This is a genomic window from Sphaerisporangium sp. NPDC051011 (genome assembly GCF_040653595.1).
Lineage (GTDB): Bacteria > Actinomycetota > Actinomycetes > Streptosporangiales > Streptosporangiaceae > Sphaerisporangium.
Map to the genome: position 1 here is coordinate 47,373 of NZ_JBFAGG010000002.1, position 24,804 is coordinate 72,176.

General features: G+C 70.2%; 24 protein-coding genes. 14 read left to right on the plus strand and 10 right to left on the minus strand.

Annotated elements, in window-relative coordinates; translation table 11 throughout:
• Positions 1-16: 16 nt before the first annotated feature.
• Complete coding sequence (locus tag AB0H21_RS04375) at positions 17-1,330, minus strand: mannosyltransferase family protein (protein ID WP_358511532.1); 1,314 nt, start codon at positions 1,328-1,330, stop codon at positions 17-19.
• A 124-nt stretch (positions 1,331-1,454) separates the two neighbouring features.
• Between AB0H21_RS04375 and AB0H21_RS04380 the strand changes: the two genes are divergently transcribed.
• The 5 genes from AB0H21_RS04380 (at position 1,455) to AB0H21_RS04400 (ending at position 5,228) form a co-directional block, all read left to right on the plus strand.
• Positions 1,455-2,627 carry a helix-turn-helix transcriptional regulator gene (locus tag AB0H21_RS04380; RefSeq protein WP_358511535.1) on the plus strand — a complete coding sequence of 391 codons (1,173 nt, stop codon included), beginning with the start codon at positions 1,455-1,457 and terminating at the stop codon, positions 2,625-2,627.
• An 88-nt stretch (positions 2,628-2,715) separates the two neighbouring features.
• Positions 2,716-3,036, plus strand: a complete 321-nt coding sequence (locus tag AB0H21_RS04385) for a hypothetical protein (RefSeq protein ID WP_358511537.1) — start codon at positions 2,716-2,718, stop codon at positions 3,034-3,036.
• A 5-nt stretch (positions 3,037-3,041) separates the two neighbouring features.
• The gene (locus tag AB0H21_RS04390; RefSeq protein WP_358511540.1) at positions 3,042-3,506 is read left to right on the plus strand and encodes an ATP-binding protein; all 465 of its coding nucleotides are present in this window, start codon (positions 3,042-3,044) and stop codon (positions 3,504-3,506) included.
• A gap of 510 nt (positions 3,507-4,016) precedes the next feature.
• Positions 4,017-4,247, plus strand: coding sequence for a hypothetical protein (locus AB0H21_RS04395; protein ID WP_358511542.1), 231 nt, complete (start codon positions 4,017-4,019; stop codon positions 4,245-4,247).
• A 24-nt stretch (positions 4,248-4,271) separates the two neighbouring features.
• Positions 4,272-5,228 carry a hypothetical protein gene (locus AB0H21_RS04400; RefSeq protein ID WP_358511544.1) on the plus strand — a complete coding sequence of 319 codons (957 nt, stop codon included), beginning with the start codon at positions 4,272-4,274 and terminating at the stop codon, positions 5,226-5,228.
• Between the two features lie 206 nt (positions 5,229-5,434).
• On the opposite strand, the gene AB0H21_RS04405 is transcribed toward AB0H21_RS04400, so the two are convergent.
• The gene (locus tag AB0H21_RS04405) at positions 5,435-7,237 is read right to left on the minus strand and encodes a protein kinase (protein WP_358511547.1); all 1,803 of its coding nucleotides are present in this window, start codon (positions 7,235-7,237) and stop codon (positions 5,435-5,437) included.
• Between the two features lie 379 nt (positions 7,238-7,616).
• Here AB0H21_RS04405 and AB0H21_RS04410 point away from each other — a divergent pair, with 379 nt between their 5' ends.
• Entirely contained in the window at positions 7,617-9,302 is a 1,686-nt protein-coding gene (locus tag AB0H21_RS04410; RefSeq protein WP_358511550.1) for an LLM class flavin-dependent oxidoreductase, read from the plus strand.
• A gap of 34 nt (positions 9,303-9,336) precedes the next feature.
• On the opposite strand, the gene AB0H21_RS04415 is transcribed toward AB0H21_RS04410, so the two are convergent.
• Together AB0H21_RS04415 and AB0H21_RS04420 are read right to left on the minus strand one after the other, a co-directional pair.
• Positions 9,337-10,065 (minus strand): maleylpyruvate isomerase family mycothiol-dependent enzyme, encoded by a 729-nt coding sequence (locus tag AB0H21_RS04415; protein ID WP_358511553.1) that lies wholly within the window; start codon positions 10,063-10,065, stop codon positions 9,337-9,339.
• 219 nt (positions 10,066-10,284) lie between these two features.
• Complete coding sequence (locus tag AB0H21_RS04420) at positions 10,285-11,487, minus strand: cytochrome P450 (protein WP_358511556.1); 1,203 nt, start codon at positions 11,485-11,487, stop codon at positions 10,285-10,287.
• Between the two features lie 260 nt (positions 11,488-11,747).
• Here AB0H21_RS04420 and AB0H21_RS04425 point away from each other — a divergent pair, with 260 nt between their 5' ends.
• Both AB0H21_RS04425 and AB0H21_RS04430 read left to right on the plus strand, forming a co-directional pair.
• Positions 11,748-12,146 (plus strand): amidohydrolase family protein, encoded by a 399-nt coding sequence (locus AB0H21_RS04425; protein WP_358511558.1) that lies wholly within the window; start codon positions 11,748-11,750, stop codon positions 12,144-12,146.
• Positions 12,147-12,487: 341 nt separating this feature from the next.
• The gene (locus tag AB0H21_RS04430) at positions 12,488-13,087 is read left to right on the plus strand and encodes a superoxide dismutase family protein (RefSeq protein WP_358511560.1); all 600 of its coding nucleotides are present in this window, start codon (positions 12,488-12,490) and stop codon (positions 13,085-13,087) included.
• A 282-nt stretch (positions 13,088-13,369) separates the two neighbouring features.
• Here the strand turns inward: AB0H21_RS04430 and AB0H21_RS04435 are convergent, their stop codons facing one another.
• Complete coding sequence (locus AB0H21_RS04435) at positions 13,370-13,654, minus strand: hypothetical protein (protein ID WP_358511563.1); 285 nt, start codon at positions 13,652-13,654, stop codon at positions 13,370-13,372.
• 337 nt (positions 13,655-13,991) lie between these two features.
• On the opposite strand from AB0H21_RS04435, the gene AB0H21_RS04440 reads away from it, so the two are divergent.
• The gene (locus AB0H21_RS04440) at positions 13,992-14,567 is read left to right on the plus strand and encodes a hypothetical protein (protein WP_358511566.1); all 576 of its coding nucleotides are present in this window, start codon (positions 13,992-13,994) and stop codon (positions 14,565-14,567) included.
• Between the two features lie 103 nt (positions 14,568-14,670).
• Here the strand turns inward: AB0H21_RS04440 and AB0H21_RS04445 are convergent, their stop codons facing one another.
• The 4 genes from AB0H21_RS04445 to AB0H21_RS04460 all read right to left on the minus strand — a co-directional run bounded on the left by AB0H21_RS04445 (position 14,671) and on the right by AB0H21_RS04460 (position 18,208).
• Complete coding sequence (locus AB0H21_RS04445; RefSeq protein WP_358511569.1) at positions 14,671-15,969, minus strand: sigma-70 family RNA polymerase sigma factor; 1,299 nt, start codon at positions 15,967-15,969, stop codon at positions 14,671-14,673.
• Positions 15,970-16,063: 94 nt separating this feature from the next.
• Complete coding sequence (locus tag AB0H21_RS04450; protein WP_358511572.1) at positions 16,064-16,411, minus strand: YciI family protein; 348 nt, start codon at positions 16,409-16,411, stop codon at positions 16,064-16,066.
• 274 nt (positions 16,412-16,685) lie between these two features.
• On the minus strand, positions 16,686-17,357 hold the full coding sequence (locus AB0H21_RS04455) for a FadR/GntR family transcriptional regulator (protein ID WP_358511575.1): 672 nt from the start codon (positions 17,355-17,357) through the stop codon (positions 16,686-16,688).
• Positions 17,358-17,548: 191 nt separating this feature from the next.
• Complete coding sequence (locus AB0H21_RS04460; RefSeq protein WP_358511578.1) at positions 17,549-18,208, minus strand: TetR family transcriptional regulator; 660 nt, start codon at positions 18,206-18,208, stop codon at positions 17,549-17,551.
• Between the two features lie 644 nt (positions 18,209-18,852).
• On the opposite strand from AB0H21_RS04460, the gene AB0H21_RS04465 reads away from it, so the two are divergent.
• Positions 18,853-19,320, plus strand: coding sequence for an acyl dehydratase (locus AB0H21_RS04465; RefSeq protein WP_358511581.1), 468 nt, complete (start codon positions 18,853-18,855; stop codon positions 19,318-19,320).
• A gap of 32 nt (positions 19,321-19,352) precedes the next feature.
• On the opposite strand, the gene AB0H21_RS04470 is transcribed toward AB0H21_RS04465, so the two are convergent.
• A complete protein-coding gene (locus tag AB0H21_RS04470; protein ID WP_358511584.1) occupies positions 19,353-21,026 on the minus strand; it encodes a hypothetical protein in 1,674 nt (557 codons plus the stop codon).
• 401 nt (positions 21,027-21,427) lie between these two features.
• On the opposite strand from AB0H21_RS04470, the gene AB0H21_RS04475 reads away from it, so the two are divergent.
• Genes AB0H21_RS04475 through AB0H21_RS04490 form a run of 4 tightly spaced genes read left to right on the plus strand, consistent with a single transcriptional unit; the run spans position 21,428 to position 24,756 of the window.
• Positions 21,428-22,468: an ABC transporter ATP-binding protein gene (locus AB0H21_RS04475; RefSeq protein WP_358511587.1), complete on the plus strand. Its 1,041-nt coding sequence runs from the start codon at positions 21,428-21,430 to the stop codon at positions 22,466-22,468.
• The gene (locus AB0H21_RS04480) at positions 22,461-23,126 is read left to right on the plus strand and encodes an ABC transporter permease (protein WP_358511590.1); all 666 of its coding nucleotides are present in this window, start codon (positions 22,461-22,463) and stop codon (positions 23,124-23,126) included. The genes AB0H21_RS04475 and AB0H21_RS04480 overlap by 8 nt, the downstream gene beginning before the upstream one ends.
• On the plus strand, positions 23,123-23,794 hold the full coding sequence (locus AB0H21_RS04485) for an ABC transporter permease subunit (RefSeq protein ID WP_358511592.1): 672 nt from the start codon (positions 23,123-23,125) through the stop codon (positions 23,792-23,794). The genes AB0H21_RS04480 and AB0H21_RS04485 overlap by 4 nt, the downstream gene beginning before the upstream one ends.
• Positions 23,795-23,829: 35 nt before the next feature.
• Positions 23,830-24,756, plus strand: coding sequence for an ABC transporter substrate-binding protein (locus tag AB0H21_RS04490; RefSeq protein WP_358511595.1), 927 nt, complete (start codon positions 23,830-23,832; stop codon positions 24,754-24,756).
• Positions 24,757-24,804: the final 48 nt, after the last annotated feature.

Here is a 24,804-nt window from a genome sequence, read left to right on the forward strand (position 1 = left end):
CGAGGGGTTGCTTCGTTCAGCCGATCCAGGCGCCTGTGGTGAAATTTCCGACGTTGATCGCCATCACCGGGAGCATCACCGCCATGCTCACGTACCAGACCCACGGCCGCCGCACCGCCACGACGCCGAGGGCGATCCACAGCGGGAACCACGTGAGCGACGCGCGTCCGACCGACATGTAAAAGCTCGACAGGGTGAGGAACGACAGCGCCTGCGGCGTCATGTACGCCAGCTCGGGCCAGCGGCGGCGCACCGCCAGGCAGACCGTGAGGATCAGCAGCACCCCGGCGGCGATCATCTCCTCGTAGTACGACGTGGTGAGCGAGGCGACGTCGTCGGACATGTTCAGCGTGTTGAGGAACGCCTCCCACGGCCAGACGGTGTGCCGTCCCCAGTACTGGTCCTGCACCGAGTTGTACGCCAGCCAGTCGCCGGTGCGGGTCCACTGGAAGAACGTGTAGATCAGCACCGGCACACCGGGCAGGGCCAGCCAGGGCAGCCTGCGCCAGCCGCCCGGCGCCCGCCCGCCGTTCCCGGCCACCAGGAATATCACCAGGATGCCGAAGGCCAGGAAAAGCCCCGAGATGCGAACACCGGCGGACAGGGCGGCGCAGATCGCGGCGTCCTCCCACCGCCCCTTGCGGGCCAGCGCCCACGCCGGGATCGCCAGCGCCAGGAACAGCGCCTCGGAGTACCCGGTATAGAGGAAGGCGGCGAATGGGCTGAGGAACAGAGCCGCCACGGCGTACGTGCCGCTGCCCTCGCGGTACGACTCGGCCAGCCGCGACAGCGCGACCGCCAGGACCGCGCTCGCGACCAGGGAGATCAGGACGGTGGCCAGCCGCTCGTCGTGGATCACCGGACGCAGGATCCTGATCAGCAGCGCCATGCCGGGGAAGAACGCGGGCAGCTTGCCGCTGTCCTGCATGCCCGGCGGGCCGTCGTAGCCGTAGTCGGCGATCGCGATGAAGTTCTCGGCGTCCCACCGCGTGAGCCGGTTCAGGAACGGGTCCGTCGTCCGCCCAGGCCCCGCCAGATAGGTGTAGATCACGAACCCGACGTGCGACACGAACCAGATGAGCAGCGCCCGCCGGTCGCGGGGATCGGTGACGAACGCCGGCAACCGGCGGCGTCGGGCCGCGGCCTCCGGGGACGGGGGCGAGCCGCTGGCGTCGGGGGAGCCGTTCGCATCCGGGGAGCGGTCCGGGCCGGGGAAGCCGTCCGGGCCCGGGGAGCCGTTCGGCGCCGTGATGGTGTCGGCCCGGGTTCCGTCCGTCGCCGCCCTGTCAGGGACGACCTCGGCGGCGGGCGGTGGCATGCGCTCCGTCACGGGCAAATCCTCATATACCCCCAAAATCATGGCAAGCAGCTGCTGATCATCCGCTTAGCGGGAGAAGGGGAGCGGGGTTTGGTAAACGCGCGTGACCCGCACGTGACCAGGGCATGATGACGCCATGAGTACGCCTGAACTCAGCGAGCGGCTCCAATCCATCCGAAAGCGCCGAGGCCTCACACAACGAGAACTCGCCGACCTCTCCGGAGTCTCCCTCTCCCTGCTCCGCAAACTGGAACAGGGCGAACGTGAGGACACCCGCGTCGAAACCCTCCGGAAACTGGCCGTCGCCCTGAAAGTTTCAACCTCGGAGCTGATAGTCCGCCCGAAGTCCGACCCGGCCCCCGCGAGCGATGACACACAGTGGGATGCCGTCAAGCGGGCCTTGGTGGGAAGGCCCTTCGGTGAGTCGCCGGCGGAGGAACCCACTTCGGAGGGGGTGAGAAGCGCCGTTCAGGCGCTTGAACCCCTCTTCTACAACAACCGCTATTCCGAACTCGGGGTGCTACTTCCGCCGCTGCTGAGGGACGCCGACGCCCTTGGTGACGAGGGGCGGGCCGAGCGCGCGAGGGTCCTGCATCTGACCGGTCTGCTGATGACGTCGACTCGCCAGTTCGACATGGCGGAAATGGCATTGAGCAGAGCCGTCGACGACGCGCCTGACCGCTTGGACGCGGCCGCCGCGATCAAGACGAAGTGCTGGCTGCTGATCCGGCAGGGAGATCTTCAGGGCACGTTCGACCTGGCCACACGCTGGGCCGACGAAGTCGAGCCGCGGATGTCGCGCGCGACCATGTCGGAGCTGGCGACGTGGGGTGGTCTCATGTTGAAAGCGTCCTCAGCGGCGGTCCGGAACAACCAGCCGGGCACGGCCGAGGACGCGTTGAAGCTGGCGCATGCGGCGGCCGTCGTGATGCGCAGAGAATACGCCTCGTCCGCGGATCCGGTACGGGCTTTCGGGTCCGCCGTCGTCGCGATGAAAAGGGCCGAGAACGCGGTCATCGAAGGACGACCCGATCGGGTGCTCGCTATTTCGGCGACGATCCCGCGCGGGGGACTTCGTCCCAACTCGGCCAATCGGCACCGGCACCGGCTGGATGTGGCCAACGCGAACCTTCAGTTGAAGAGATACGGGGACGCGTTCGAGATCCTGCGGGAGGTCCGGACAGCGGCCCCCGAATGGATCGTCCACCAGGCCCAGGCGCGAAATATCTTGCACAAGATCAACAAACGCCGCCGGACGCTGACACCCGACATGCGGGAACTGGCGGACTTCATTCGTCTGGACTACTGACGTTCTGGTAACCGCGGTGGGTACATCGGGAAGGACCGCATCGGTACTGCCAATGACATGAGCGTGCGCCGAACGTACGGTCACGCACATGAGTCAGGTCAACACGAAGGGTGACGGCGGTCGGGCTGGAGCCCTTCCTCCCCGGCGCCGTCTCCACCTCGAACGGCTCGCGCGAGACATGGAGGCCCTGGCGGGCATCCCCGCCGTCATCGTCCAGGGCTCGCCGGCCGGTCCGGCGCACCTTCACGTGGGAGGTGACCCGGCCGCAGGCGTGTCCGGGGACGTTTCCTGCGACCTGGTGTCCGGAGACTGGTGGTTCATCTGGGCCGACGGCGAGCCCATCGCCCCCGCCCACGACCCCTACGCCGCCGCCCTGGCGATCGCTCGGATCCTCGAAGTCCGGACGTGATGGTCATGCCGGACGCGACGGAAACGCAGGTCCTCGGCGCCATGTCATTCCCCGGCACTCCCGCCCAGGTGGCGCACGCCCGCACCTACACCAGGACGACCCTGGCGAAAGCCCTCGGCCCCGAGAACTCCGCCATAGACGACGTGGAACTCCTGGTCAGCGAAACCGTCACCAACGCCATCCTGCACACACCCTCAGGACGCACCGACCCGACCGGTCGGCCGATCGGCGAGGTGACGCTCGCTCTAGCGCTGACCTCCCGTACCGTCCGCGTCGAGGTTATGGACGAGGGCACCGCCGCCGTCCCGGAACTCCACCCGAGCCCCTGCGACGAGCACGGACGAGGGCTGTGGCTGGTCGCGTCGATCGCCTCGGCCTGGGGCCACAAGCGGCACGAATCGACGGCGATCGTATGGTTCGAAGTCCCCTTTTCCTCTCACCCCGGTGATGTGTCGGGCTCGGGTGACTGAGCCGTCACCGACGTGACCGAGTTCGGCGCGGAGTTCGCCGGAAGTGGGAAGTGCGCGGCAACCGGCTTGTAAGCGGGTTCACCGAGAATGACGGACATTCGGACGTCCGCCTCTTGCCGGAGGGCACTGACCCGGAGCAGGACTCCTCCTGGTAGCCGCTCCCGGCGCGCGCCTGGCAGATCAGGCATGAGCGGCGTCACCCGAATCCCCTCGCCGGCCGCTTCGTAGTCGATGGGCTCCCCCAGCCTCGGCGAACCCCTGCGTCCGCGGGCCGTGGCAGTCGTGCACCGAGGATCTCTGGGCGTTGTGTCCTCTTTGTTGGCCCGGGTCGACGGTGAGTCTCCCTTTGTTGCGCAGGGTGAGTTGACAGCCACGGAGGTGAGCCGGTTAACTGTTCTCGACTGCACCACTCATCTCGGTGAGTGGCCCGGAGCCCCGTCCAGCGGACGGGGCTCTATGTTTTGTTCACCGCCGCCGCGAGCGGGCGAACAGCAAGCACGGTGTCAACCCGTGCTGCTGTACCCAATGAACGCGCTGGCCACCGACCAGGCGCACCGCATCAACGACTACCTCCAGCAGCCGGAACCGCGCGAGGTGACTGCGACGCTCCTCACCCAGGCGCTGGACCTGCTCAGCGGCGGCCCACGGACGCTGGACGAGATGCTGGAGTTGCTCCCTCGGCTGGGTGCCTACACGCGGAGTTGTGTCGGAAATGGAAAGTGCGCGGCAACCGGGTTGTAAGCGGGCTCTCCGAGAATAACGGACATGACGAACTTCTGCGCATCGCGCCTCCTCGCACCGGTTCGGCACGGTGCCGTCGTCCTCGCGCTCACCGCCCTCGCCGGGTGCGGCCTCGCCGGTATCGGGACCACGGGCAGTGACGCCACCCCCTCCGCGCAGGTGAGCGGCGGCGTGGCGACCGCGCCCGTCGCGAGCACCCCCGCCCCGAGTGAAAGCACGCCCGTCGAGAGCACTCCGGCGCAGGCGGAGAACACGCCCGTCCCGGCCGAGAGCACGCCTCCGCAGACCGAGAGCACACCCATGGAAACCGGGACCGCGGAGAAGGCCGCGGCACCCGTCGCGCCCGGCGGGGTCCTCGTCGACGGCAGCACGGTCTCGTCCGAGCTGACCCGTGCCGGGCAGCGGGACAAGTTCACCCTGGACCTGGGCGACGCCAGGGAGTTCTGGGTCACCGACATGGAGGGCACCGACATCCAGTTCCAGGTGTACTCCGAGGTGGACGGTGAGCCGCTGGGGCCGGCCCCCGCCAGCCTCAGCTACGGCACCTCGCTGTTCAAGCTCACCAAGGTGGGCAAGCACCGGCTGGAGGTCTGGGGCAACACGAACGTCGTCGGGGCGTACAGCTTCCGGATCGCGACCGTGAAGGTGCGGACGTTCCCCGCCGCGATCGGCCTGAAGATCGGTGAGGGCAGCCCCGCCGGAGCGGGACGGCTGGACCCGCCCGGGCGGATCGACCGCTTCGAGTTCGATGCGGACGGCGCCACCGCCATCAAGATCATGGGTGGCCAGTGCGGCAACATCGATATGGAACTCTTCGACGCGGCCCAGAAGAGCGTCGCCGAGGCGCGGCAGCCCTACCCGCTGTGCGGCAACGAGTTCGAGATCCCCCTCGCGAACGCGAGCGGACGCTACGCGCTCGTCGTCAGGGCAGGCGCGGCGAAGGCCGGGACGTACTCGTTCCAGATCGCCCGCGCCGGCTGAACGGTCGAGCTCATTCCAATCGCCCGCCGGCTGAACGGGTGATGTGCGCGCCGCTCGAACGGGCGGCGCGCACGCGGCTTCGACCGCGCGGACCGGCCTTGAACGTGCGGGCCGGTCCCGAAGGTGCGGGCCGGTCCTGACTGCGCGGGCTCTTGAACGTGCGCGCCGGTCTCGAACGCTCAGGGCGGTGCGGACCGGCTGAACGGTCAGGGATGGTGGAGGCTTCCGTGGTATTCCACGTCGCCCATGCCCTCCTGACCCACATAGTCCAAGGTCCCCGGATCCTTGAGCGTGAGGGTCACGTCACCTCCGACGCATTGGCCCCGCTGCTCCACCGCGAACAGAAGCACCGTGGCGCTCGTGACGCGGGTCAGCGTGGCCTGCTGTCGGCAGGCGTCGTGCGTCCATTGGGCGATGCGCTGTCCGTCCTGCAGAGTGATGGTCAAGTTGATCTTGTTCTTGCGGCTGTCCTGGGACTCGATCTGTCCGGTCCAGGTTCCCGCGAAGGTCGCCGGGATGCCGCCGCCCTGGGCGGGCGGCGGAGCCGACGTCGGTCCAGACGCCGGTTCGGAGGCGCCGGTCGGGTCGGATGCCTGCGTGGGCGCCGACGCTTCCGTGGTCGCGGCCGGAGCGGACGACGGTGCCGAGGATGGTGATGTCGATTCCTGGCCCTTGGTCTTGCCGGATGCCGCCGGATCGGTCGCCTGGGTTCCACTGGGCGAGCGGCCGATCGTCCCGTTCGCGTACAGCACGCCCGCCGTGGCGACCCCCGCCAGGGCCACGGCCGCGATGGTCAGCGGTACGGCGCGTCCGGTCCTCCGCGTCCGCTCGCGGTACGGCGTCGCCGGATATGTCCCGACAGGCTCTGGGGGCACGGTGGTGGCACGTAGGGTCGTGGGCGCTCCGGGGTCAGCCGGGAGCACCTTGGTCGCACCGGGTCCATTCGGACCGCTTGGGCCGAGGCCGTGCAGACCGCCGGGCCCGGGTGGCCCCGGGACCTGATGGCCGGCCGGGTCGGCGCCGGGCGCATAGGGAACGGTCCCCTGTCCGGCAGGCCCGGCGCCGGGCGCGTAGGGAAGCGTTCCCTGTCCGGCAGGCCCGGCGCCGGGCGCGTAGGGAAGCGTTCCCTGACCGGCAGGGCCGGTGCCGGACCAGCCGGCGGGGACGTACGCGGTCGGGACCGGGCCGACCTCGGGGACCGTGACAGTGGCGGCTCCCGGGTCGACCAGGCGTACCAGGAGCGACCGCGCCGAGGGGCGCGCCTGCGGATCCTTGGTGAGGCAGGTGAGGAGGGTCGCGCGCAGGCCCTCGGGAACGCCGGTCAGGTCGGGATCCTGGGTGAGGATGCGGTTGAAGACGGCGGCGATCGTGTCGCTGCCGAACGGAGGCCGTCCGGTCGCGGCGAAGACGATGGTGGCGGCCCAGGCGAACACGTCGGCCGCGGGGGACCCGTGCACGCCCTTGAGCTGCTCGGGCGCCATGTACGGCGGGGTGCCCGACAGCGCCGAGGGCGCCGTGCTGGCGTCCAGCGGCCGGGCGATGCCGAAGTCGACCACGCGGGGGCCGTCCGGGCCGAGCAGTACGTTGGCCGGCTTGAAGTCGCGGTGGACGACCCCGGCGCCGTGGATGGCCGCGAGGGCGGAGGCCGTGCCGACCGCGAGCCGGTCGAGGTCGCCGTCGCGCAGCGGGCCGCCGTCCCGCACCCGTTCCTGTAAGGACGGGCCCGCGACGAACTCGCTGACGACGTACGGATCGGCCCGGTCGAGGTCGGCCGCCAGCACGCGGGCCGTGCAGAAGGGCGCCACCCGGCGCGCCGACTCCAGCTCTCTGGCCAGTCTGCGGCGGGTGTCCGGATCGGCGCCGCCCTTGAGGACCTTGACGGCCACGCGCCCGCCGGACGGGCCCAGCCCTTCGTAGACGACTCCCTGCCCGCCCTCGCCCAGGCGCCCGACGAGCCGGAACGCGCCCAGCGCGGGGGGATCCCCCGGCTGCAGGGGGCCAGGGGCCATGAGCTCCTCCATGGACGTCGAGCGCGGGCTCCAAGCGTATCGACGCGAAGCCCGCGCCTCTACGGACCTTCGCCGCGCTCAGGAGGTCGAGCAATGCGCGAAAACTCCCGTTCGCGCACCGTTCCGCGTACGGACATGCGTACTGTCCCGCGTGCGGGCATACCCACCGTTCTGCGTGCAGGTACGCGTGCCGGACGCGTCAGGTCGGAAAGCGTGGAAGGGTGATTTCGCCCGGCTCGATCGGGTGCCCGGCGAAGCGGTGGGAGGTCGTCCGGTGCGGGGCCGATCCTTGAGTCTGAAACCTTCTGTTTGACAACTCTTCTGTTTCACATACTATCTCTCGCGTACCGACCACCTGACTGAGACGGCGGGAAGCGACATGGCCGACTACGGGCACGAGTTGCTGTTCGGAACCTTCATCACCCCACAGGCGGACCAGGCCGACCGCGTCGTCGCGCTCGCCCAGCTCACCGAGCAGGTGGGCCTGGATCTGGTGACCGTCCAGGACCACCCCTACCAGGCGCGGTTCCTGGACACCTGGACGCTGCTGTCGGTCATCGCCGCCGCCACCTCGACCGTGCACGTCTCCCCGAACGTTGCCAACCTGCCCCTGCGGCCGCCGGCCGTGCTCGCCCGCAGTGTGGCCACCCTCGACATCCTCAGCGGCGGGCGGGTCGAGCTCGGCCTCGGCGCCGGGGCGTTCTGGGACGGCGTCGCCGCGATGGGCGGGCGGCGGCTCACCCCGCCGCAGGGCGTCGAGGCCCTGGAGGAGGCCATCGAGGTCATCCGGGCGATCTGGGCGGCCGACGGCGGGACGGTCCGGGTGGACGGCGCGCACTACCGCGTATGGGGCGCCCACCCCGGCCCCGCACCCGCCCACGATGTCGGCATCTGGGTGGGTTCGTATAAGAAGCGCATGCTCGCGCTGACCGGACGGCTCGCCGACGGATGGCTCCCCAGCAGCCCGTACGCGGGGCCGGACGAGCTGCCCGCGATGAACGCGATGATCGACGAGGCCGCGTTGGAGGCCGGGCGTCAGCCGTCCTACGTACGGCGGCTGTACAACATCGCCGGCACGTTCGCGGCGCGCGGGACGGGCTTCCTCAACGGACCGGCGCACGTGTGGGCCGAGCAGCTCGCCGAGCTCACTCTCACGCAGGGCATGAGCGGCTACATCGTGATGGGCGACGACCCGGACGTGATCCGCCGCTTCGCAGCCGAGGTCGCCCCGGCCGTCCAGGAACTGGTCGCGACCGAGCGCGCGGGACGGACGAACCCGCCTCCGTCGGAGGGCTCGCAGCCGGGCGGCGCCTCCGATGACCGAGAGCAGGCCGCGGTGTCCACGGCCTCACCGAACACGGCCTCACCGAACACGGCCTCACCGGGTACGACCTCGGCGGTCACCGCTTCAGCGGCCACCACCCCGTCCAGCTCGCCCACCCGCGCCCGGCCCGCCGTCCCCACCTCGGCGCTCGCGGTCGTGCCGACCCCCGACGACGGCACCCGGCTCAGCGACGTGCGGGTCTGGGACGAGACGATCCGCCCCACCGGCCCCGCGCCCGACCCCGGCCGCCGCTACACCGCGCACGAGCAGGCCGCCGGCCGTCACCTCATCGACGTGCACGACCACCTGCGGGAGGAGCTGCGCAACCTGCGCGGGCTCGTCGAGCAGGTCGTGGCCGGGACGATGGACCCCGGGACCGCCCGCTCCCAGATCAACGAGATGACCATGCGGCAGAACAACTGGACGCTCGGCGTCTACTGCCAGTCCTACTGCCGGGTGGTCACCACCCACCACACGCTGGAGGACGTCAGCGTCTTCCCCCACCTGCGCCACGCCATGCCCGGCCTCGCGCCGGTCGTCGACCGCCTTGAGCAGGAACACCACGTGATCCACGAGGTCCTCGAAGGTGTCGACCGGGCGCTGGTCGCCCTGGTGACCGAGCCGGACGGCCTGAAGTCCCTCCAGGCCGCCGTGGACCTGCTCACCGACGCGCTGCTGTCCCACCTCTCCTACGAGGAACGCGAACTGGTCGAACCCCTGGCCCGCCTCGGCTTCTCCTGACGGCTGCGGGATGGGGAGTGGTCCGCGCGCGGCGTCAGGGGCGTCCGGAGTACGTCCGGTAGATGTTGACCTCGGGCGGCAGGCCCAGCTCGGACGGGTCCACGCGGCCGGTGGCGACGAGGACGAACCGCAGCGGGTCGGTGACCGGCGTCGCGGGCGCGCCGTCCGCGTCCCCGAACACCAGCTCCAGCACGCCGCCGGGAGCGTCCGGCGCGGTGTCGCCGGGAGCGTGGAGAAGGACGCGGGCGGGGCCGAAGCCGGCCCGCTTCAGCCGATCCTCCATGTGCGCCACGCTGGCGGCCAGCGCGGGACCGCGGCCGGAGGGCAGGCCGAGGGCCGTCCGGATGTCGTCGGTGTGGACGTACAGGTCGTTCCATAGGCGCCGGTAGCTCTGCTCGAAGGTGTCGGTGCCGATCCCGCTCGGCGCGCGCCACGTGTCCTCGCCGAGCCCGTCCAGGAACCGTCCGATCGCCGCGGCCGAGCCTCTGAGGCTCTCCGCCATCTCAGGCGGGGACAGCTCGCGCAGGTCGGCGGCCTGCTGGTCGCCGGTGCGGCTGCCGACGGCGCCGTTCGCGACGTCGGACGCGAGGCCGGTGACGTGCCCGGCGACGTCGCGCACCTCCCAGCCCGAGCAGCGGGTCGGCTCGCGCCACTGGCCGTCGGTGAGGCCTTCCATGAGAGCGGCCAGCTCCTCGTAGGATGCGGCGAGCCCGTGGGCGATCCGCGCGCCGCGCGGGCCGCCGGCCGTGAGCGTGGGGGACATCTGCGCCTCCGCCGGTACGGATGATCGGGCACGCTCATCGTAAGCCGGGGTCCTGGCCCGCGGACAGGCGCGCGGGCCGGAGCCGGGGCCCCTAAAGTGCCGGGCCCCGGCACGGCCGGGCCTCCACAGGGCCCCTCCGTAGGGGCCCCGGCGGCGGCGATGGTGTCGCTCATGCCTTCGGCGACGACCTCAGACCTCCGGTGGCGGCGGGGGCGTCGCTCAGACCTCCACGGGGAGTGTCTTGATGCCGTTGATGAAGTTGGAGCGCAGCCGCTTGGCCTCGCCGGTCTGCCGCAGGTTGGGCAGCCGCTCGGTGACGACCTCGAACAGCACGCGCAGTTCGAGCTTGGCGAGGTGGTTGCCGAGGCAGAAGTGGGCGCCGCCGCCGCCGAAGCCGATGTGCGGGTTGGGGTCGCGGGCGATGTCGAAGGACGCCGGGGCCGCGAAGACGTCCTCGTCCCGGTTGGCCGAGGAGTAGAAGACGACGACCTTGTCCCCTTCCTTGATCTGCTTGCCGCGCAGGACGGTGTCGCGGGTGGCCGTGCGGCGGAACATGTTCACGGGGGAGACCCAGCGGACGATCTCGTCGGAGGCCGTGCGGGTGAGGGCGGGGTCGCGGACGAGGCGCTCCCACTGGTCGGGGTGCTCGAAGAGGGTCAGCATGCCGCCGGAGGCCGCGTTGCGGGTGGTCTCGTTGCCCGCGACGACGAGGAGCAGGACGAACAGGTCGAACTCGTTCTCGCTGAGCGTCTCGCCGTTCTCGTCGGGCTGGAGCAGCTTGGTGACGATGTCGGGGCGCGGCTGTTCGCGGCGCTCGGCGGCGAGCTTGTTGGCGTACGCGTAGACCTCCATCGCCGCGTCGGCGCCGTCGGTCGGCCCGCCGGCGTAGTCCGGGTCCTCGGCGCCGATCATGCGGTTGGACCACTCGAACAGCTGGTTCCGGTCCTCGACCGGCGCGCCGAGCAGCTCGCAGATGACGTACAGGGGGAGGGGCGCGGCGACGTCGGTGACGAAGTCGATGGCGCCCTTGTCCGAGACCTCGTCGATCAGCTCGTGGCAGATCTCGCGGATGTGGGTCTCCAGAGTGTTGATCTGGCGCGGCGTGAAACCGCGGTTGACCAGCGACCGCCTGCGGGTGTGCTCCGGCGGGTCCTGGTTGAGCATCATCATGCGCTGGAGCAGGAGCTGCTCCTCGGGGACCTCGTTGAACAGCGCGAGCCTTCTGGCGGAGGAGAAGATCTCCGAGTTGCGGGAGACGTGGACGACGTCCTCATGCTTGGTGATCGCCCAGAAGCCCGGCCAGCCGCGCTCCTCGTCACCCTCGTGCCAGAAGACCGGGTCGTTGTCGCGCAGCCACTTGAGCTGCTCGTGCGGTGCGCCGTACCGCGCGTAATGGTCCTGGTCGACGAGGTTGATTTCCATTTGACCACCCAGAGACTCGATCGGCAGCGTGCTCGAGAATTCTAGAACGTGTTCTATGCCGCGGGTACGGGCATGCTGGGCCGCCCTCGTGGCGCCGGGGCCGCGGCCATCGCGCATGGCGGACCGTATCCAGCATGTCACCGTACGAATCTCGTGGAGCGTCTTCGTTATGAAATGGGCATCGGATGAATGTTCCGAGTGCCCACCTGCGCTCTTGGCGCTGGCCTATCTCCGCGTAGTCCTTCCTCTCAAGACATCGGGTGATTACGAGGAAGACGTGTGAAGCTACTGCGAGTCGGACCGCCCAGGGAAGAGCGCCCGCCGTCCTCGACGAGGCCGGACGAGCTCATGACCTGCGAGGACGGCTCGGCGACGATGCAGACTTCGACAACGTGATGTGCAAGCTGTCCGGGCTCGTCATCGAGGTGGACTGGCGGTCCTGGGATGTCGCCGCCCTCGCACTGTACGCCGGCCATATCCTGTCCTGCTTCGGGGCCGAACGGGTGATGTCCGGGTCGGACGGGCCGGCGTGCGAGCCGGCCGCCTCCTACGGGCAGGTTGTGGAGCTCGCGCGGAGCCTCACGGGTGGGCTGAGCGTGTCCGAGCGCGATCTGGTCTTCGAGGGCACGGCCCGGGCGGCGTACGCGTTGCGCCTGTGATCCCGGGGTCGGTTTAATAGGGTGACTTTTCGGGATTTATCCGTTTTCTGCCCTCTGGGGGCGGCCATTGCCGGTGAAGTGCGGGAAATGCGCGGGATTGTCCGGAAACGGGGACCGTGCGGGGGAGGGCGGCATTCTGGACGCCGTCGAGTCGATGGCACCTGCCGCTGGGCGGTGATTTCCTTTCCCTGTCCGACCGTCGGTGGGATCGGTGTTCGCGCTGCTCAGGGGCATGCATTGTGGACTTTTAACGCGACATTGGCCCAACCCAGCGTGATGTCCGGGTATATCGGCAAAAGCCGACGACTAGGCGTCGGCCCCGGCGAGGAAAGGGAGATGTCATGATGGAGGTCCGTGCGGGAATGGTGGCATTGCTCTTGCCGGTGACGTTGCTCAGCACGGGCGCCGCCCTCCCCGGCGCGCACGGCCGCCAGGCCCCGGTGCGCTCCACGAGCGGCCAGGACCCGATCCTCGCGCTCGGCCGCTTCGGACCGTACACCGCCGGGCAGGTGGCCACCACCTACGACCAGAAGCTCGTCCCGGCGGGCGCCGCGGTGGCCGTCGGGTACCTCCCCGGCAACGACGGGCACTCGATCGTCCAGCTCCGCGTCAACGGCCTGCTCCCCAACCACTCCTACGGCGCGCACGTGCACATGAAGCCGTGCGGGGCCAAGGGAGAGGACGCCGGCCCGCACTACCAGCATCAGCAGGACCCGAAGACCCCCTCCACCGACCCCAAGTACGCCAACGCCCGCAACGAGGTCTGGCTGGACTTCACCACGGACGCCCACGGCGACGCCTCCGCGCGCTCCGCCCTGGACTGGAAGTTCACCGACCGCCACCCGCGCTCCGTGGTCATCCACGCCGAGCACACCCACACCGACACCGGCCACGCCGGAACGGCGGGCCCGCGCCTCGCCTGCGTCAACGCCGACTTCTGAGCGAATGAACGTTCGAGAACTCCGCGACCACCGGGCCGCCGCATTGACACCGCCCGCTTCGCCGGTGAACCGGCCATCGCCGAGCGCCACCGCGAACGCGCGGCCTCGGCGCGCCCCGACCGTGCCGGTCCGTGACGTCGGCGGTACGTCACCACGATCGGGGCGCGGGTCGCGGGGAATCAGACCTGATCAGGTGATGCGCTTGCAGCTCACGCCGTTGGTCTTCTGGTGGAGGATGGCGAGCCGCGTGTTCGGGCCGTATTCGCCGTCGGCCGTTTGAGATCACCGGCGCCGGCGCTCACATGGTCGAGTCATCGGCTTCGTACGAAGCTCCCCTGCGGAAGTGCCATGAGAGGGCCGGAATCGATGAGCAGTGCGCGCACTCCGCCTGATCGTCTCAACGGCCTCGATGATCTCTCTGCCCGCACCTGCGGCGGCCATCACGTCGCGATAGGACTGGGAGAAATCGTGTTCCTCGTCGGGCCCGAGCCCAACCCACGGGAAGCGCCGACGGATGGCCTCGTAGTCCAGCGGGGCCTCGGGAGCCGTCTCGGCGTTCTCGTCCATGGACCAAGTGTAAACAGGCAGCTACCTAATGTGTTCGACGCTGTTCTTGGTCGGGCAGTTGGTTCAGGCGGGTGGTGAGGGAGGTCTTTCCAGGGTCCCTACCACGCCCGCACCCACCCACCCCCGCGGCACCCGCGCCCCTCCGGCCCCGCCCGCCGCCTTCAGGCGCTGGCGCCCGACCAGCCCGCCGTGCCCCGGGAACCCGTCAAGAACCTGTCAAGCCACGAACCACCCGCCCCGTAAGGCTCCCCTCAACGGTCGGACTGTCGTCGCGAAGCCAAAGCGATGACGAAGAGTGGTCGTGATAGTGCGCAGAGTTATGAAACTATGAGGCTTCATGCCCCCTGCGTCGCAATGCGTCGGCTACATCGACGAGTCGATTCACGACGGACCCGGCCTCTATCTTGTGGCCGTTGTGTTCGCGCACCCCGAGGTCTGCCGCGAACCGGCCCGGAAGCTCGCGGCTTTGGTTCCTGGTTGGACCCGGCCGCACTGGCACGCGGAGGACAGTCCCTCGCGCCTACGTCTGGTGCGCGCCGTGGCCGCGTTTCCCATGACAGCGGTCGCCTATGAGTGCTCGTTCGACTCTCCAGGACGTAAGGAGGCGGCTCGCGCGCGTGCGCTGCGGTGGCTCGTCTCAGAGATGTCCGTCGATGTACGGCACCTCGTGCTCGATCAGCGACAGGAGCAGCAGAACAAGGTCGACCGAAAGGTGCTGAGCGGGCTGGCGGGGCGTCCGCCTCGGTTCACCGTGGAACATGCTTCATCGGCCAAAGAGCCCTTGCTCTGGTTGCCGGACATCGTCGCGGGAGCCGTCGCCGCTCGCCTGCTGGGGCGTGGGGGTGAGTATGTGGAAGCGCTAGGGCCGGTGCTCGCGTGGGTGCGGGCGGAAGGGTTTCGGGGGTGGGGGTGAAAACGCGATGGCCGGGTGCCCGTCATCCGGCGGGAAGCCCGGCCTCACTTCGCGGTTCGAACCCGACCGCGCGTGACCTATCGTAGTCGAACGACTGCGGAAGTCAATCGCGGTTACGCCGGGTGGGGCCTCGTCCTCGCAGGTTCGCCGGTGGGTGATTCTGGTCGGGGCCGAGGTCGTTCAGGCGGGTGGTGAGGAAGGTTTTTTCGAGGGTGTTGTCGGTGAGGGTCAGGGCCTGTTCGTAGGCGATGCGGGACTCGGCGGTGCGGCCGAGGCGGTGGAGGAAGTCGGCGCGGGCGGCGGGCAGGTACAGGTAGCCGGCGAGGCGGGGGTCGGCGGCGAGGTCGTCCAGTTCCTTGAGGCCGTAGGCGAAACCGTCGGCGAAGCCCACGGCGACGGCACGGTTGAGGGCGACGACCGGGGACGGCCAGACGCGTAGCAGGAGGTCGTACAGGCAGACCACCTCGTGCCAGTCGATCTCCTCCCAGGACGGCGCCTCCGCGTGCAGGGCCGCGATCGCCGCCATGATCGCGTAGCGGCCGATGGGACGGCTCCGGAGCGACTCGCGGACGAGCGCGGCGCCCTCGTCGATGGCGGCGCGGTCCCAGCGGGTGCGGTCCTGGTCGGCGAGCAGCAGCATGCGGCCGTCGCCGGCCACGCGGGCGGCGCTGCGCGCGTGGGTGAGCACGATCAACGCCAGCAGGCCGGTGACGTCGCCGTTTCCCGGCAGCAGGGCGCGCAGCATGCGGGCCAGGTCGAGCGAACGGTCCAGCAGGTCGTGGCGGACGAGCGTGTCGCCGGCCGGGGCGGTGTGGCCGGTCGTGAACAGCAGGTGGACGACGGTGAGGACGGCGTCGATGCGCGCGGGCAGGTCCTCGGCGGGCGGCACGCGGTACGGGATGCGGGCCGTGGCGATCTTCTTCTTGGCCCGGGTGATGCGCGCGGCCATGGTCGTCTCGCTGACGAGGAACGCGTGGGCGACCTCGGCGGTGGTGAGCCCGCACAGCAGGCGCAGGGTCAGGGCGACCTGCGCCTGCTCGGACAGCGCGGGATGGCAGCAGGTGAAGATGAGCCGCAGCCGGTCGTCCTCCACTGGCGAGCCGTCCGGTTCGGGGGGTTCGGGGGTGGTCTGTTCGTCGAGCAGGAGGGGCAGCGAGCGGCGCATGGTCGCGTCCCGGCGCAGCAGGTCCAGGGCGCGGTTCTTCGCCACCGTGGTCAGCCAGGCCCCCGGGCTGGCCGGGATGCCCCGTTCGTCCCACGTAGCCAGGGCCTTCGCGTACGCGTCCTGGACGCACTCCTCGGCGAGGTCGAGGTCGCGGGTGACGCGGACCGTCGCGGCGAGCACGAAGGCCCACTCGCGACGGTGCGCGTCCGCGACCGCGTCGGCGACGGCGGGGTTCACGTCCCGGCCCCGGGCGTCGTGGCCGGGGATCCGGGCGGGCCGGACCCGTGAGGCCGAGGTGCGTGAACGATCGCCCGGGACATGGGAACTTGTCTCAGCTGAAGACCATGACCGGGCGGACCTCGACGCCGCCGTACGGGGCGGGGACCTGCTTGGCGACGGCGATGGCCTGGTCGAGGTCGTCCACCTCGATCAGGTAGTAGCCGCCCAGACCCTCCTTGGTCTCGAAGAAGGCGCCGTCGGTGACCACGAAGTCGCCGGAGGCGTCCTTGCGGATGCTGGTGCCCATCGAACCCGGGTGCAGGGCCTCGCCGCCGCGCAGGACGTCGCGGTTGTTCTCGCCGAACGCGGTGTGCTCCTTCATCGCCCGCTCGTAGTCCTCGGGGCCCGCGTTGGCCCAGGAGGCCTCGTCCTCGTAGATCAGGATCAGATATTTCGCCATGTCAGTTCCTTCCGGGGTGTTTCGCGATGCCCTGTCCGGGCTCGGTATGGAGTCCGACGCGCGAGACCCGCCCGGATCGACGTGCCGTGCCATGAAATCACGGGAGATTTTTCTTTACCGGGCGGTCGGGGGAGTTCGCCCAGGTCAGGATGCCATGGCGTGGGCGTGGCGGCGAACGACGCGGCGGCGGGCCCGCGCGGCCGGCCGTGGAGGAGCGTGGAGGAGCTCGGTGCGGCTGACCAGGCGCGGGGACGCCAAGGGACCGGGAACAGGGTCAGAGGGCCCGGCGGAGCCATTCTTCGCCGCCCGCCACGTGGACCGTCGCCCAGGCGCGGGCGATGTCGGGCTGGCGGGCGGAGATGGCCTCGTAGATCGCGGTGTGCTGCTCGCGGGTCTTGGCCGCGGCGCCTTCCTGGGTGAGACCGCGCCAGATGCGGGCCCGGGTGGTGGGGCCGGACAGGCTCTCGATCAGCGAGGCCAGCACCGTGTTGCCGGAGCCCTTGGCGATGAACTGGTGGAACCGCAGGTCGTTGGCCACGAGCTCTTCGATGCTCGGGTTCTCGGGCAGGGCGTCGAGGATGGTCTTCAGCTCGGCGATGTCCGCGTCGTCCATGTTGGTGGCCGCCATGCCCGTGGCGGACGGCTCCAGGATGCGCCGGACCTGGAAGAACTCCAGCACGGTGTCGTCGCGGTGGAAGTCGACCACGAACGACAGCGCGTCGAGGAGCAGCCGGGGCTCCAGGCTGGTGACGTACGTGCCGTCGCCCTGGCGCACGTCGAGGACGTTGATCAGGGCGAGCGCGCGGACGGCCTCGCGCAGCGAGTTGCGGGACAGGCCGAGCCGTTCCGCGAGATCGGCCTCCTTGGGCAGCCGCGCGCCGGGGGCGAGCTCGCCGGAGACGATCATTCCTTTGATCTTTTCGATCGCAGCGTCTGTGACCGCCACGAAGTCACCACCCTATATACGCGCGCAACAACGCTGATGCTGCCGAGACATCGGATGTCTATGAGTGTAAGTGGTCAATGTGACCCCGTCGTGAACAGGACCGCGCACCGGGGGCCTCAGATGTGGCCTGTGTGTCGCGGGTGTTCCAGGCCCGGTCAGCATGCTCGTGGCCCCGCCGGGCGCCGTTCACCTCAGGCGCCGAGGCCGGCGAACAGGCGGCCCGCCGCGATCTCGATACGCCGCTGAACCTGCTCGTACGTACGCCGGCCCCGCAGCATCTCCAGCAGTTCGTGCACCCACACGCCCGCGAGCGACCCGGCCAGCGCGTACTGTTCTTCGTCGGCGGACTCCAGGCTGAGGCCGTCGGCCGACACGCGCAGCAGCAGTCCGGCCATGCGGTCGCCGAAGGGGGTCTCGACGTCGGCCATGATCAGCGAGCGGATCAGCGCGTCGGCCAGTTCCGGCTCACGCATGAGGCCGCGCGTGGCCCGCATCAGCACGTCGACCGCGCGGCCCGCCGGGGTCGCGGCGCTCGGCGGCCTGCGCTCGATGCTGGCCTCCAGCAGGTCGATCTCTTCACTGACGACGGCGACCACGAGATCCATCTTGGAGGGGAAGTAGCGGTAAAGAGTGCCGAGGGCGACCCCGGCGCGCTCGGCGACCGTCCGCATCTGCATGGCCTCGACGCCGCCCCGGGACGCGAGCGCGGCGGCGGCCTGGACGATGCGCTTGCGCCGCTGGTGCTGACTGCGCGTGCGGACGCCGGCGGCCGCCGGGGCCGTGGGAGGCGCCGGGTGCTCGCCGCCGTCGGGGGCGGCGGGGGTGATGGGGGCGGCATGCGGGGATCGCATGAGAACACGTTACCGGATAGGACGCAAGCGGGCTTTGTTACCGACCGGTTGTGGGGAATGCCGGTCTTCCATGTGGTTTGGGTGGGGGGCCGGTCTCCCGAAGCGTTTCCGAAAGCCGCCTCGGGTGCGGATTGGAATCTGTTCTAGTTCGGGGCTGATCTGGCGGTGTGGCTGGCGCACGCCGGAGGTCGTCAGGATGGGATATTTCGTGACATGACCGGTCGCGTGGTATTCCGGCGGCGAGCCGGTGAGGGAAATGATGTTCCGGGTATTGAAGTTTCTTCTCCGGGAGAAGAAAGCCGGGTCTGAGGAGCGGCCGTCATATCCTCTGAATGCCGTGGTCAACCGTGATGCCGCGATTTTCTGGGACGGTGGACGGGCAGGCGGGCCACGGATCCAGAAATTCCCGGCCTGCGGTGAGTTCCGGCCCCCGCCGGGACCGGTGTGCCCTTCGTGTAGGACGGGAGGCCGGACATGGGTGGTGACAAGCGGGTTCGGTGAGGTCTGCGGGCTACGCCGGGCGCGACGACCCGCCCGTTCCGGGCACCACGCCGCCTTTTGTCGTGGCCGTAATGGAATTATCCGAAGGTCCGTGAATTGTCGGAAATATTGTTGAATGTGACGCGGAGAAGGTGGGTATCGATATGCCGGTGCGGGTGACCCGCCGCGAGGCGGACGAGGAGCTGGTATTCGCCCCTGCGGGCGCTCCGGGAGCCGTGATGCGCACACTGACGGAAGACGACATCGAGTGCGGCGCAGCCCTGCCCCCGCTGCGCATTGACGTCACCTCCGTCAATGTCCTCTCGGCCGCACCCGAGGGCATGGACGACAGGCCGGCGCACTCTGAGGACCCGGGCGCGCGGGACGATTTCCTGAACATCCTGACCACCATGGGCCTGGTCGAGCGGTACGTCACCGACTGGGCGGGCCCCGAGGCGCTGATCCGCAGCATCAACGTCCGGCTGGGCGTCCCCGCGTACGCCGGCGACACGCTGATCTTCAACGGCACCGTCGCCGCCTACGAGGCCGGTGAGGTCACGGTCGAGGTGCGCGGCACGGTCAGCCTGGGCGACCACGCCACCGGCATTGTCCGCCTCCACCTCCCGCGCTGACCCACGCTCCCGCGCGCCGGGCGCGAGGAGTCTCAGGGGGTGACGAGCGTCGGGACCGCAAAGAAGACGGCCAGCGCGATGGCGACGCAGATCAGGAAACCGACCAGCTCCCACAGCCAGTCGTAGTGGTGCTCGCCCACCTTGATCGGCTTGGGCCGCTTGTGCCGACGCGCCTTCGTCCTGACGGACCGCGCCTTCGCCGGCTCGCCGGCCTTCTCGGCGTCCGCGCCCGGTTCGGCGGCGATCGTGGCCACCGACTCGGACGCCGTCGCCGCCGCGTCCGGCTCGGTGGCCGTGACGACCTCGGCGACGGCCTCCGCGACCTCGGGCCCCTTGGCCCCGATGTGCGTCTTCGCCTCGACGGGCGTCTTCGCCTCGACGGGCGTCTTCGCCTCGACGGCGGCGGCGCTCACAACCGTCTCGCCCACCGCCACCGGCTCGGCGTCGTCCGTGAGTATCACGATGTCCATCGGCTGCGTGGCCGTGAGAGCGTCGGCCGGGTCGATCTCGGGGAGCGCCACGATCGGTTGCCCGGCCACGAGCACGTCGCCGGTCGCACGGACCGCCGGCTCCGGTGCCGAGGTCCGCGCCTCGCTCGCGTGGGCCTCGGCGGGCCCGGCCTCGGCCGGGTGACCTTCGGTGGTGGTGGGGGCCTCGGAGGGCTCCGGCTTCCTGGACGGCTTGGGACGCGCCCGCCTGCGCGTGCGCTGCAACGTGGGCCACTGCCCGGTGGCCAGCGCCCTGCCGAACGCCGACTCGGCCGCGGGCGTGGACACGTGCTCGGACTTCGAGGGCACGGTGTCCGAGGGCACGGTGTCCGGGGGGGCGGCGTCCGGGGGCGCCGGCGCGTCCAGCACGTCCGCGGGCACCGGCGCGGCGAGCACCAGCGGCGTCTCCGGGGGAGCCGCGTCGCGCACCTTCGGCATCGGCTCGGTCGTGGCCTCGTGCTTCGACCTGCGCCCGCGCTTGGGAGGCGTCAGCTCCGCGGGGAACACCCCGGCGTTGGTGACCGGGTTCGGCTCGGCCAGCGGGAGCGGCCAGCGGGGCGTCGTCGGCCAGAGGTGCTTGGCGTCCTGCCGGCTCGCGGGGACGACGCTCGCGTCCTCCGGGATGCCGTTGAGCACCTGCGTGCGCAGCGCGATGGGCGGCGTGCGCCAGGGCAGCCGGGCCAGCGCGTCCTCCGCCGGAGCGATCACGAGCGCGTCGTACACCTCGGACACCGACGTGGGCACGAGCGGCCCGGACCGGGCGGAGGCGATGGCGGCGGTGAGCGACCGGGTGAAGCGGTGGCGGGCGCTGATCTCCAGTTGCTCGGCGGTGTCGGCGGCGACGTCCAGCACCCAGGCCAGCTCGGGGGTGTCCAGCCCGCAGACGGCGGACAGCAGCAGCACCTCGCGCTGGTGCGGCCGGACCTCGCGCACGACTCGCTCGACCAGCGCGGTCACCGGGTCCGTGGCCGGGTCGACGCTGGGGAAGGCGTAGGCGACGTCGCGCCGGTAGATCTCGCGGCGGGCGAGCGCGTACAGCGCCGCGCGCGGGGGCTCTATGGCCGGCACGGCCGTGAGAACGGCCACCAGCGCGTCGGCGGCCGAGGCGGTGTCACCGAGCTGGTCGTGGCAGTACGCGAACAGCCCGGCGGCGTGACGGTCGTAGAGCTCGGCGATCAGCTCGGCCCGGGGGCGGCGATCGATGAGCGAAGGGGTCACAGCCGGATCCTCTGGAATTCTCGTGCGGGCGTGTGGGTTTGGCCTGGCTGAGGAGGATAGAGGGAAGCCTGGGAGCTCTGGGAGGCGTGGTAGCCAATCATGCCAAGGTTGTCACGACCGCCGCGCCAATCGATGCAAGTTTGATAGATATCGCGAAAGTACCAGCTAGACGCGGTGTCCCGGTGGCCGTTCCCCCTTTTCGGTAATCCCGACAACTTTGGTATGAGTAGTGTCCTGGGACAGATGGTGCCGATCACCGTAGGCTGTGGCCGGGGGAGATCAAGTGGACCCGCGGTCGGGCCGTCACCTACCGTGGGGGCTGCCGAGCGGGTGGTAGCCGGGTGCAACCGGCTCGACGATTCCGGGCCTGATGGACCCGGCCGAGAAGCACGAGGTCGTGCGTGATCACATTCGAAGGCGTCACCAAGCGCTATGGGGACGGCACGGTGGCCGTCGACAATCTCAGCCTCCAGGTGCCCGACGGGGCCATCACGGTGTTCGTCGGGCCGTCCGGCTGCGGCAAGACCACCTCGCTCCGCATGATCAACCGCATGATCGACGCGACCGACGGGCGCATCCTCCTGGACGACCAGGACGTCCGCACGATCGACCCGCCGACCCTGCGCCGGGGCATCGGCTACGTGATCCAGCAGGCCGGCCTGTTCCCGCACCGCAAGATCGTGGACAACGTCGCCACCGTCCCCTACCTGCTCGGCTGGGATAAGAAGAAGGCCCGCGCGCGGGCGATGGAGCTGCTCGAACGCGTCGGGCTGGACACCAAGCTGGCGGAGCGCTACCCGTTCCAGCTCTCCGGCGGGCAGCAGCAGCGCGTCGGCGTGGCCAGGGCGCTCGCCGCCGACCCGCCGGTGCTGCTCATGGACGAGCCGTTCAGCGCCGTCGACCCCGTGGTGCGCACCAGCCTGCAGGACGAACTGCTGCGCCTTCAGTCCGAGCTGAACAAGACGATCGTGTTCGTCACCCACGACATCGACGAGGCCATCAAGCTCGGCGACACCGTCGCGGTGATGCGCGTCGGCGGGCGCCTCGCGCAGATGGCCGCGCCCGCGACGCTGCTCGCCGAACCCGCCGACGCGTTCGTCGAGGGCTTCCTCGGCAAGGACCGCGGCATCCGCCGCCTGTCGTTCGTCCCGGCCTCCGGCCTCGTCGTGAGCACCGAGCGCGGCGTCCCCGGCTGGTCGGTCGCGCTGGACGAGGACGGCCGCCCCATCGGCTGGCGCGCGGACGGCGGCGACGGGCTCCAGCCGTTCGGGACGTTCGACCTCAAGAAGGACTCGCTGCGCGCCGCGCTGGACGCCGCCCTGCTCGCGCCGCCCGGGTCCGCCATCGCGGTCGACGGCGACGGCCGGTTCGCCGGCGTCGTCACCCGGGAGGCGCTGGACGAGGCCCTGCGGCGAGCGGGGCGGGTGCCGGGCGATGGGTGACACCGAGCCGCTGGTCCGCTGGGACTGGATCGGCCGCAACTGGCCCAGCATCCAGCAGCTCCTCATCGACCACATCGTGATGGCGCTGATCCCGGTGGTGCTCGGCCTGGTCATCGCACTTCCGCTTGGCCTGGCGAGCGCGCGCTGGCGGGTGCTCTACCAGCCCACGGTCGGGCTCATGAACGTCGTCTACTCTCTGCCGTCACTCGCCGTCTTCATCGTGCTGATCCCGATCACGGGCCTCGCCGAGCGCACCACCGTGATCGTCCCGCTGACGTTCTACTCGCTGGCCGTGCTCATCCCGGCGGTGGTGGACGGGCTCGGGGCCGTGCCCGACAGCGTGCGCCAGTCGGCCGTCGCCATGGGGTTCGGGCCGATGCGGCGGCTGCTCCAGGTCGACCTGCCCATCGCGGTGCCGGTCGTGCTCGCCGGCCTGCGGGTGGCCACGGTGTCCAGCATCAGCCTCGTCAGCGTCGGCGCGCTGATCGGCCGCGGAGGGCTCGGCTACCTGTTCATCGACGGCTGGCAGCGCCAGTTCTACACGCCGATCGTCGTCGGCATCGTGCTGGTGGTGGCCCTGGCCGTGCTCGCGGACGGGCTGATCGTCCTCGCGCAGCGCCTGCTGACGCCCTGGGCCCGCGCGAGGAGGACCGCGTGAACTGGCTGATCGACTTCTTCGGCGACTCCGCGAACTGGTCCGGCTCCGGCGGCATCCCGGTCCGCCTGCTGGAGCACGTCGAGTTCTCCTTCGCCGCGCTGCTCCTGGCCATGGCCATCGCGATCCCGCTCGGCCTGCTGATCGGCCACACCCGGCGCGGGGCCGTCCTGGTGGTCGTCGCCGCCAACGCCGCCCGCGCGCTGCCGACCCTCGGCCTGGTCGTGCTGATCGTCCTGCTGGCGGGCGTCGGCACCACATGGCCCGTGCTGCTGCCGCTGGTCGCCCTCGCGGTCCCGCCGATCCTGGTCAACACCTACGAGGGCATCCGCGGCGTCGACGAGGACCTGCGCGACGCCGCGTACGGCATGGGCCTGCGCGGGGGGCAGGTGCTGCTGCGGGTGCTCGTCCCCGTCGCGCTGCCGCTGATCCTGCTCGGCCTGCGCATCGCCGCGATCCAGGTGGTCGCGACCGCCACCGTCGCCGCGTATGTCGGCCTCGGCGGGCTGGGGCGCTACATCATCGACGGTCTCGCGACCAAGGACTTTCCCAGCACGATCGGCGGCGCGGTGCTGGTCGCCGCGCTGGCGCTCGTCGTGCAGCTCGCCTTCGCGCTGTTGCAGCGAGTCGTCGTCTCACCGGGGGTGAGCCAGCGGGCCCGCGTCCGCTAGTCTCATTACCTACTGAAATGGAAGGAAATTGCACGATGAGGCGAATCTTCGCCACCGTGGCGGTCACGGCCGCCGCGGTGTTAACTCTAGGAGCGTGCGGAGGCGGCGGGGATCCGCTCAGCACAACGAGCGCCGGTTCGGCCCCGAGCACGTCCGGCTCCGCCCCCGCCGAGGCCGCCAAGGTCGTCGTCGGCTCCGCCAACTTCCCCGAGAACGTCCTCCTCGCCTCCATCTACTCCCAGGCCCTGCAGGCCAAGGGCGTCCAGGTGGAGGAGAAGTTCAACATCGGCAGCCGTGAGGTCATCTACGACCAGATCAAGTCCGGCGCGCTGACCATCCTGCCCGAGTACAACGGCGGCCTGCTGAGCTTCATCGACCCCAAGAGCACCGCCGCCAGCAAGGACGACGTCGACGCCGAGCTCAAGTCCAAGCTGCCCGCCGAACTGGAGCTCCTGGACTCCTCCGCGGCCGAGGACAACGACTCGCTGTCCGTCACCAAGGAGACCGCCCAGAAGAACGGCCTGACCACCATCGAGGACCTGGCCAAGGTCTCCAAGGACTTCGTCGTCGGCGGCCCGCCGGAGTTCAAGAAGCGCCGCGAGGCCCAGTTCAAGGACGTGTACGGCCTGACGTTCAAGGAGTGGAAGCCCACCGGCGACACCACGGCCGACGCCATCAAGAGCGGCGCCGTCCAGGTGGGCAACGTCTTCACCACCGACCCCAAGATCCTGATCAACGGCCTGGTGTCGCTGCAGGACCCGAAGAGCGTCTTCAGCGCCCAGAACGTCACGCCGCTGGTCAACAAGGCCGGCACCGACGACACCGTGCGCACGACGCTCAACGCCATCTCCGCCAAGCTCGACACGACCGCGCTGGTCGACATGATGAAGCGCGTCGCCGTCGACAAGGACGACCCCCCGGCCGTCGCCAAGGACTGGCTGACCCAGAACGGCCTCGGCTGACCCCCGGGCCGTCCGCGTGCCGGTGGCCGTCTCCCCTCGCCTCGTCGA

Bases quoted from the DNA above. Each gene is read 5' to 3' on its own strand.
- AB0H21_RS04390 (WP_358511540.1), top strand. From the start codon at position 3,042: ATGCCGGACGCGACGGAAACGCAGGTCCTCGGCGCCATGTCATTCCCC.
- AB0H21_RS04385 (WP_358511537.1), top strand. From the start codon at position 2,716: ATGAGTCAGGTCAACACGAAGGGTGACGGCGGTCGGGCTGGAGCCCTT.
- AB0H21_RS04420 (WP_358511556.1), bottom strand. From the start codon at position 11,487: ATGGAAATCAACCTCGTCGACCAGGACCATTACGCGCGGTACGGCGCA.
- AB0H21_RS04450 (WP_358511572.1), bottom strand. From the start codon at position 16,411: ATGGCGAAATATCTGATCCTGATCTACGAGGACGAGGCCTCCTGGGCC.
- AB0H21_RS04400 (WP_358511544.1), top strand. From the start codon at position 4,272: ATGACGAACTTCTGCGCATCGCGCCTCCTCGCACCGGTTCGGCACGGT.
- AB0H21_RS04440 (WP_358511566.1), top strand. From the start codon at position 13,992: ATGCCCCCTGCGTCGCAATGCGTCGGCTACATCGACGAGTCGATTCAC.
- AB0H21_RS04465 (WP_358511581.1), top strand. From the start codon at position 18,853: ATGCCGGTGCGGGTGACCCGCCGCGAGGCGGACGAGGAGCTGGTATTC.
- AB0H21_RS04490 (WP_358511595.1), top strand. From the start codon at position 23,830: ATGAGGCGAATCTTCGCCACCGTGGCGGTCACGGCCGCCGCGGTGTTA.
- AB0H21_RS04480 (WP_358511590.1), top strand. From the start codon at position 22,461: ATGGGTGACACCGAGCCGCTGGTCCGCTGGGACTGGATCGGCCGCAAC.
- AB0H21_RS04410 (WP_358511550.1), top strand. From the start codon at position 7,617: ATGGCCGACTACGGGCACGAGTTGCTGTTCGGAACCTTCATCACCCCA.
- AB0H21_RS04460 (WP_358511578.1), bottom strand. From the start codon at position 18,208: ATGCGATCCCCGCATGCCGCCCCCATCACCCCCGCCGCCCCCGACGGC.
- AB0H21_RS04435 (WP_358511563.1), bottom strand. From the start codon at position 13,654: ATGGACGAGAACGCCGAGACGGCTCCCGAGGCCCCGCTGGACTACGAG.
- AB0H21_RS04405 (WP_358511547.1), bottom strand. From the start codon at position 7,237: ATGGCCCCTGGCCCCCTGCAGCCGGGGGATCCCCCCGCGCTGGGCGCG.
- AB0H21_RS04415 (WP_358511553.1), bottom strand. From the start codon at position 10,065: ATGTCCCCCACGCTCACGGCCGGCGGCCCGCGCGGCGCGCGGATCGCC.
- AB0H21_RS04430 (WP_358511560.1), top strand. From the start codon at position 12,488: ATGATGGAGGTCCGTGCGGGAATGGTGGCATTGCTCTTGCCGGTGACG.
- AB0H21_RS04380 (WP_358511535.1), top strand. From the start codon at position 1,455: ATGAGTACGCCTGAACTCAGCGAGCGGCTCCAATCCATCCGAAAGCGC.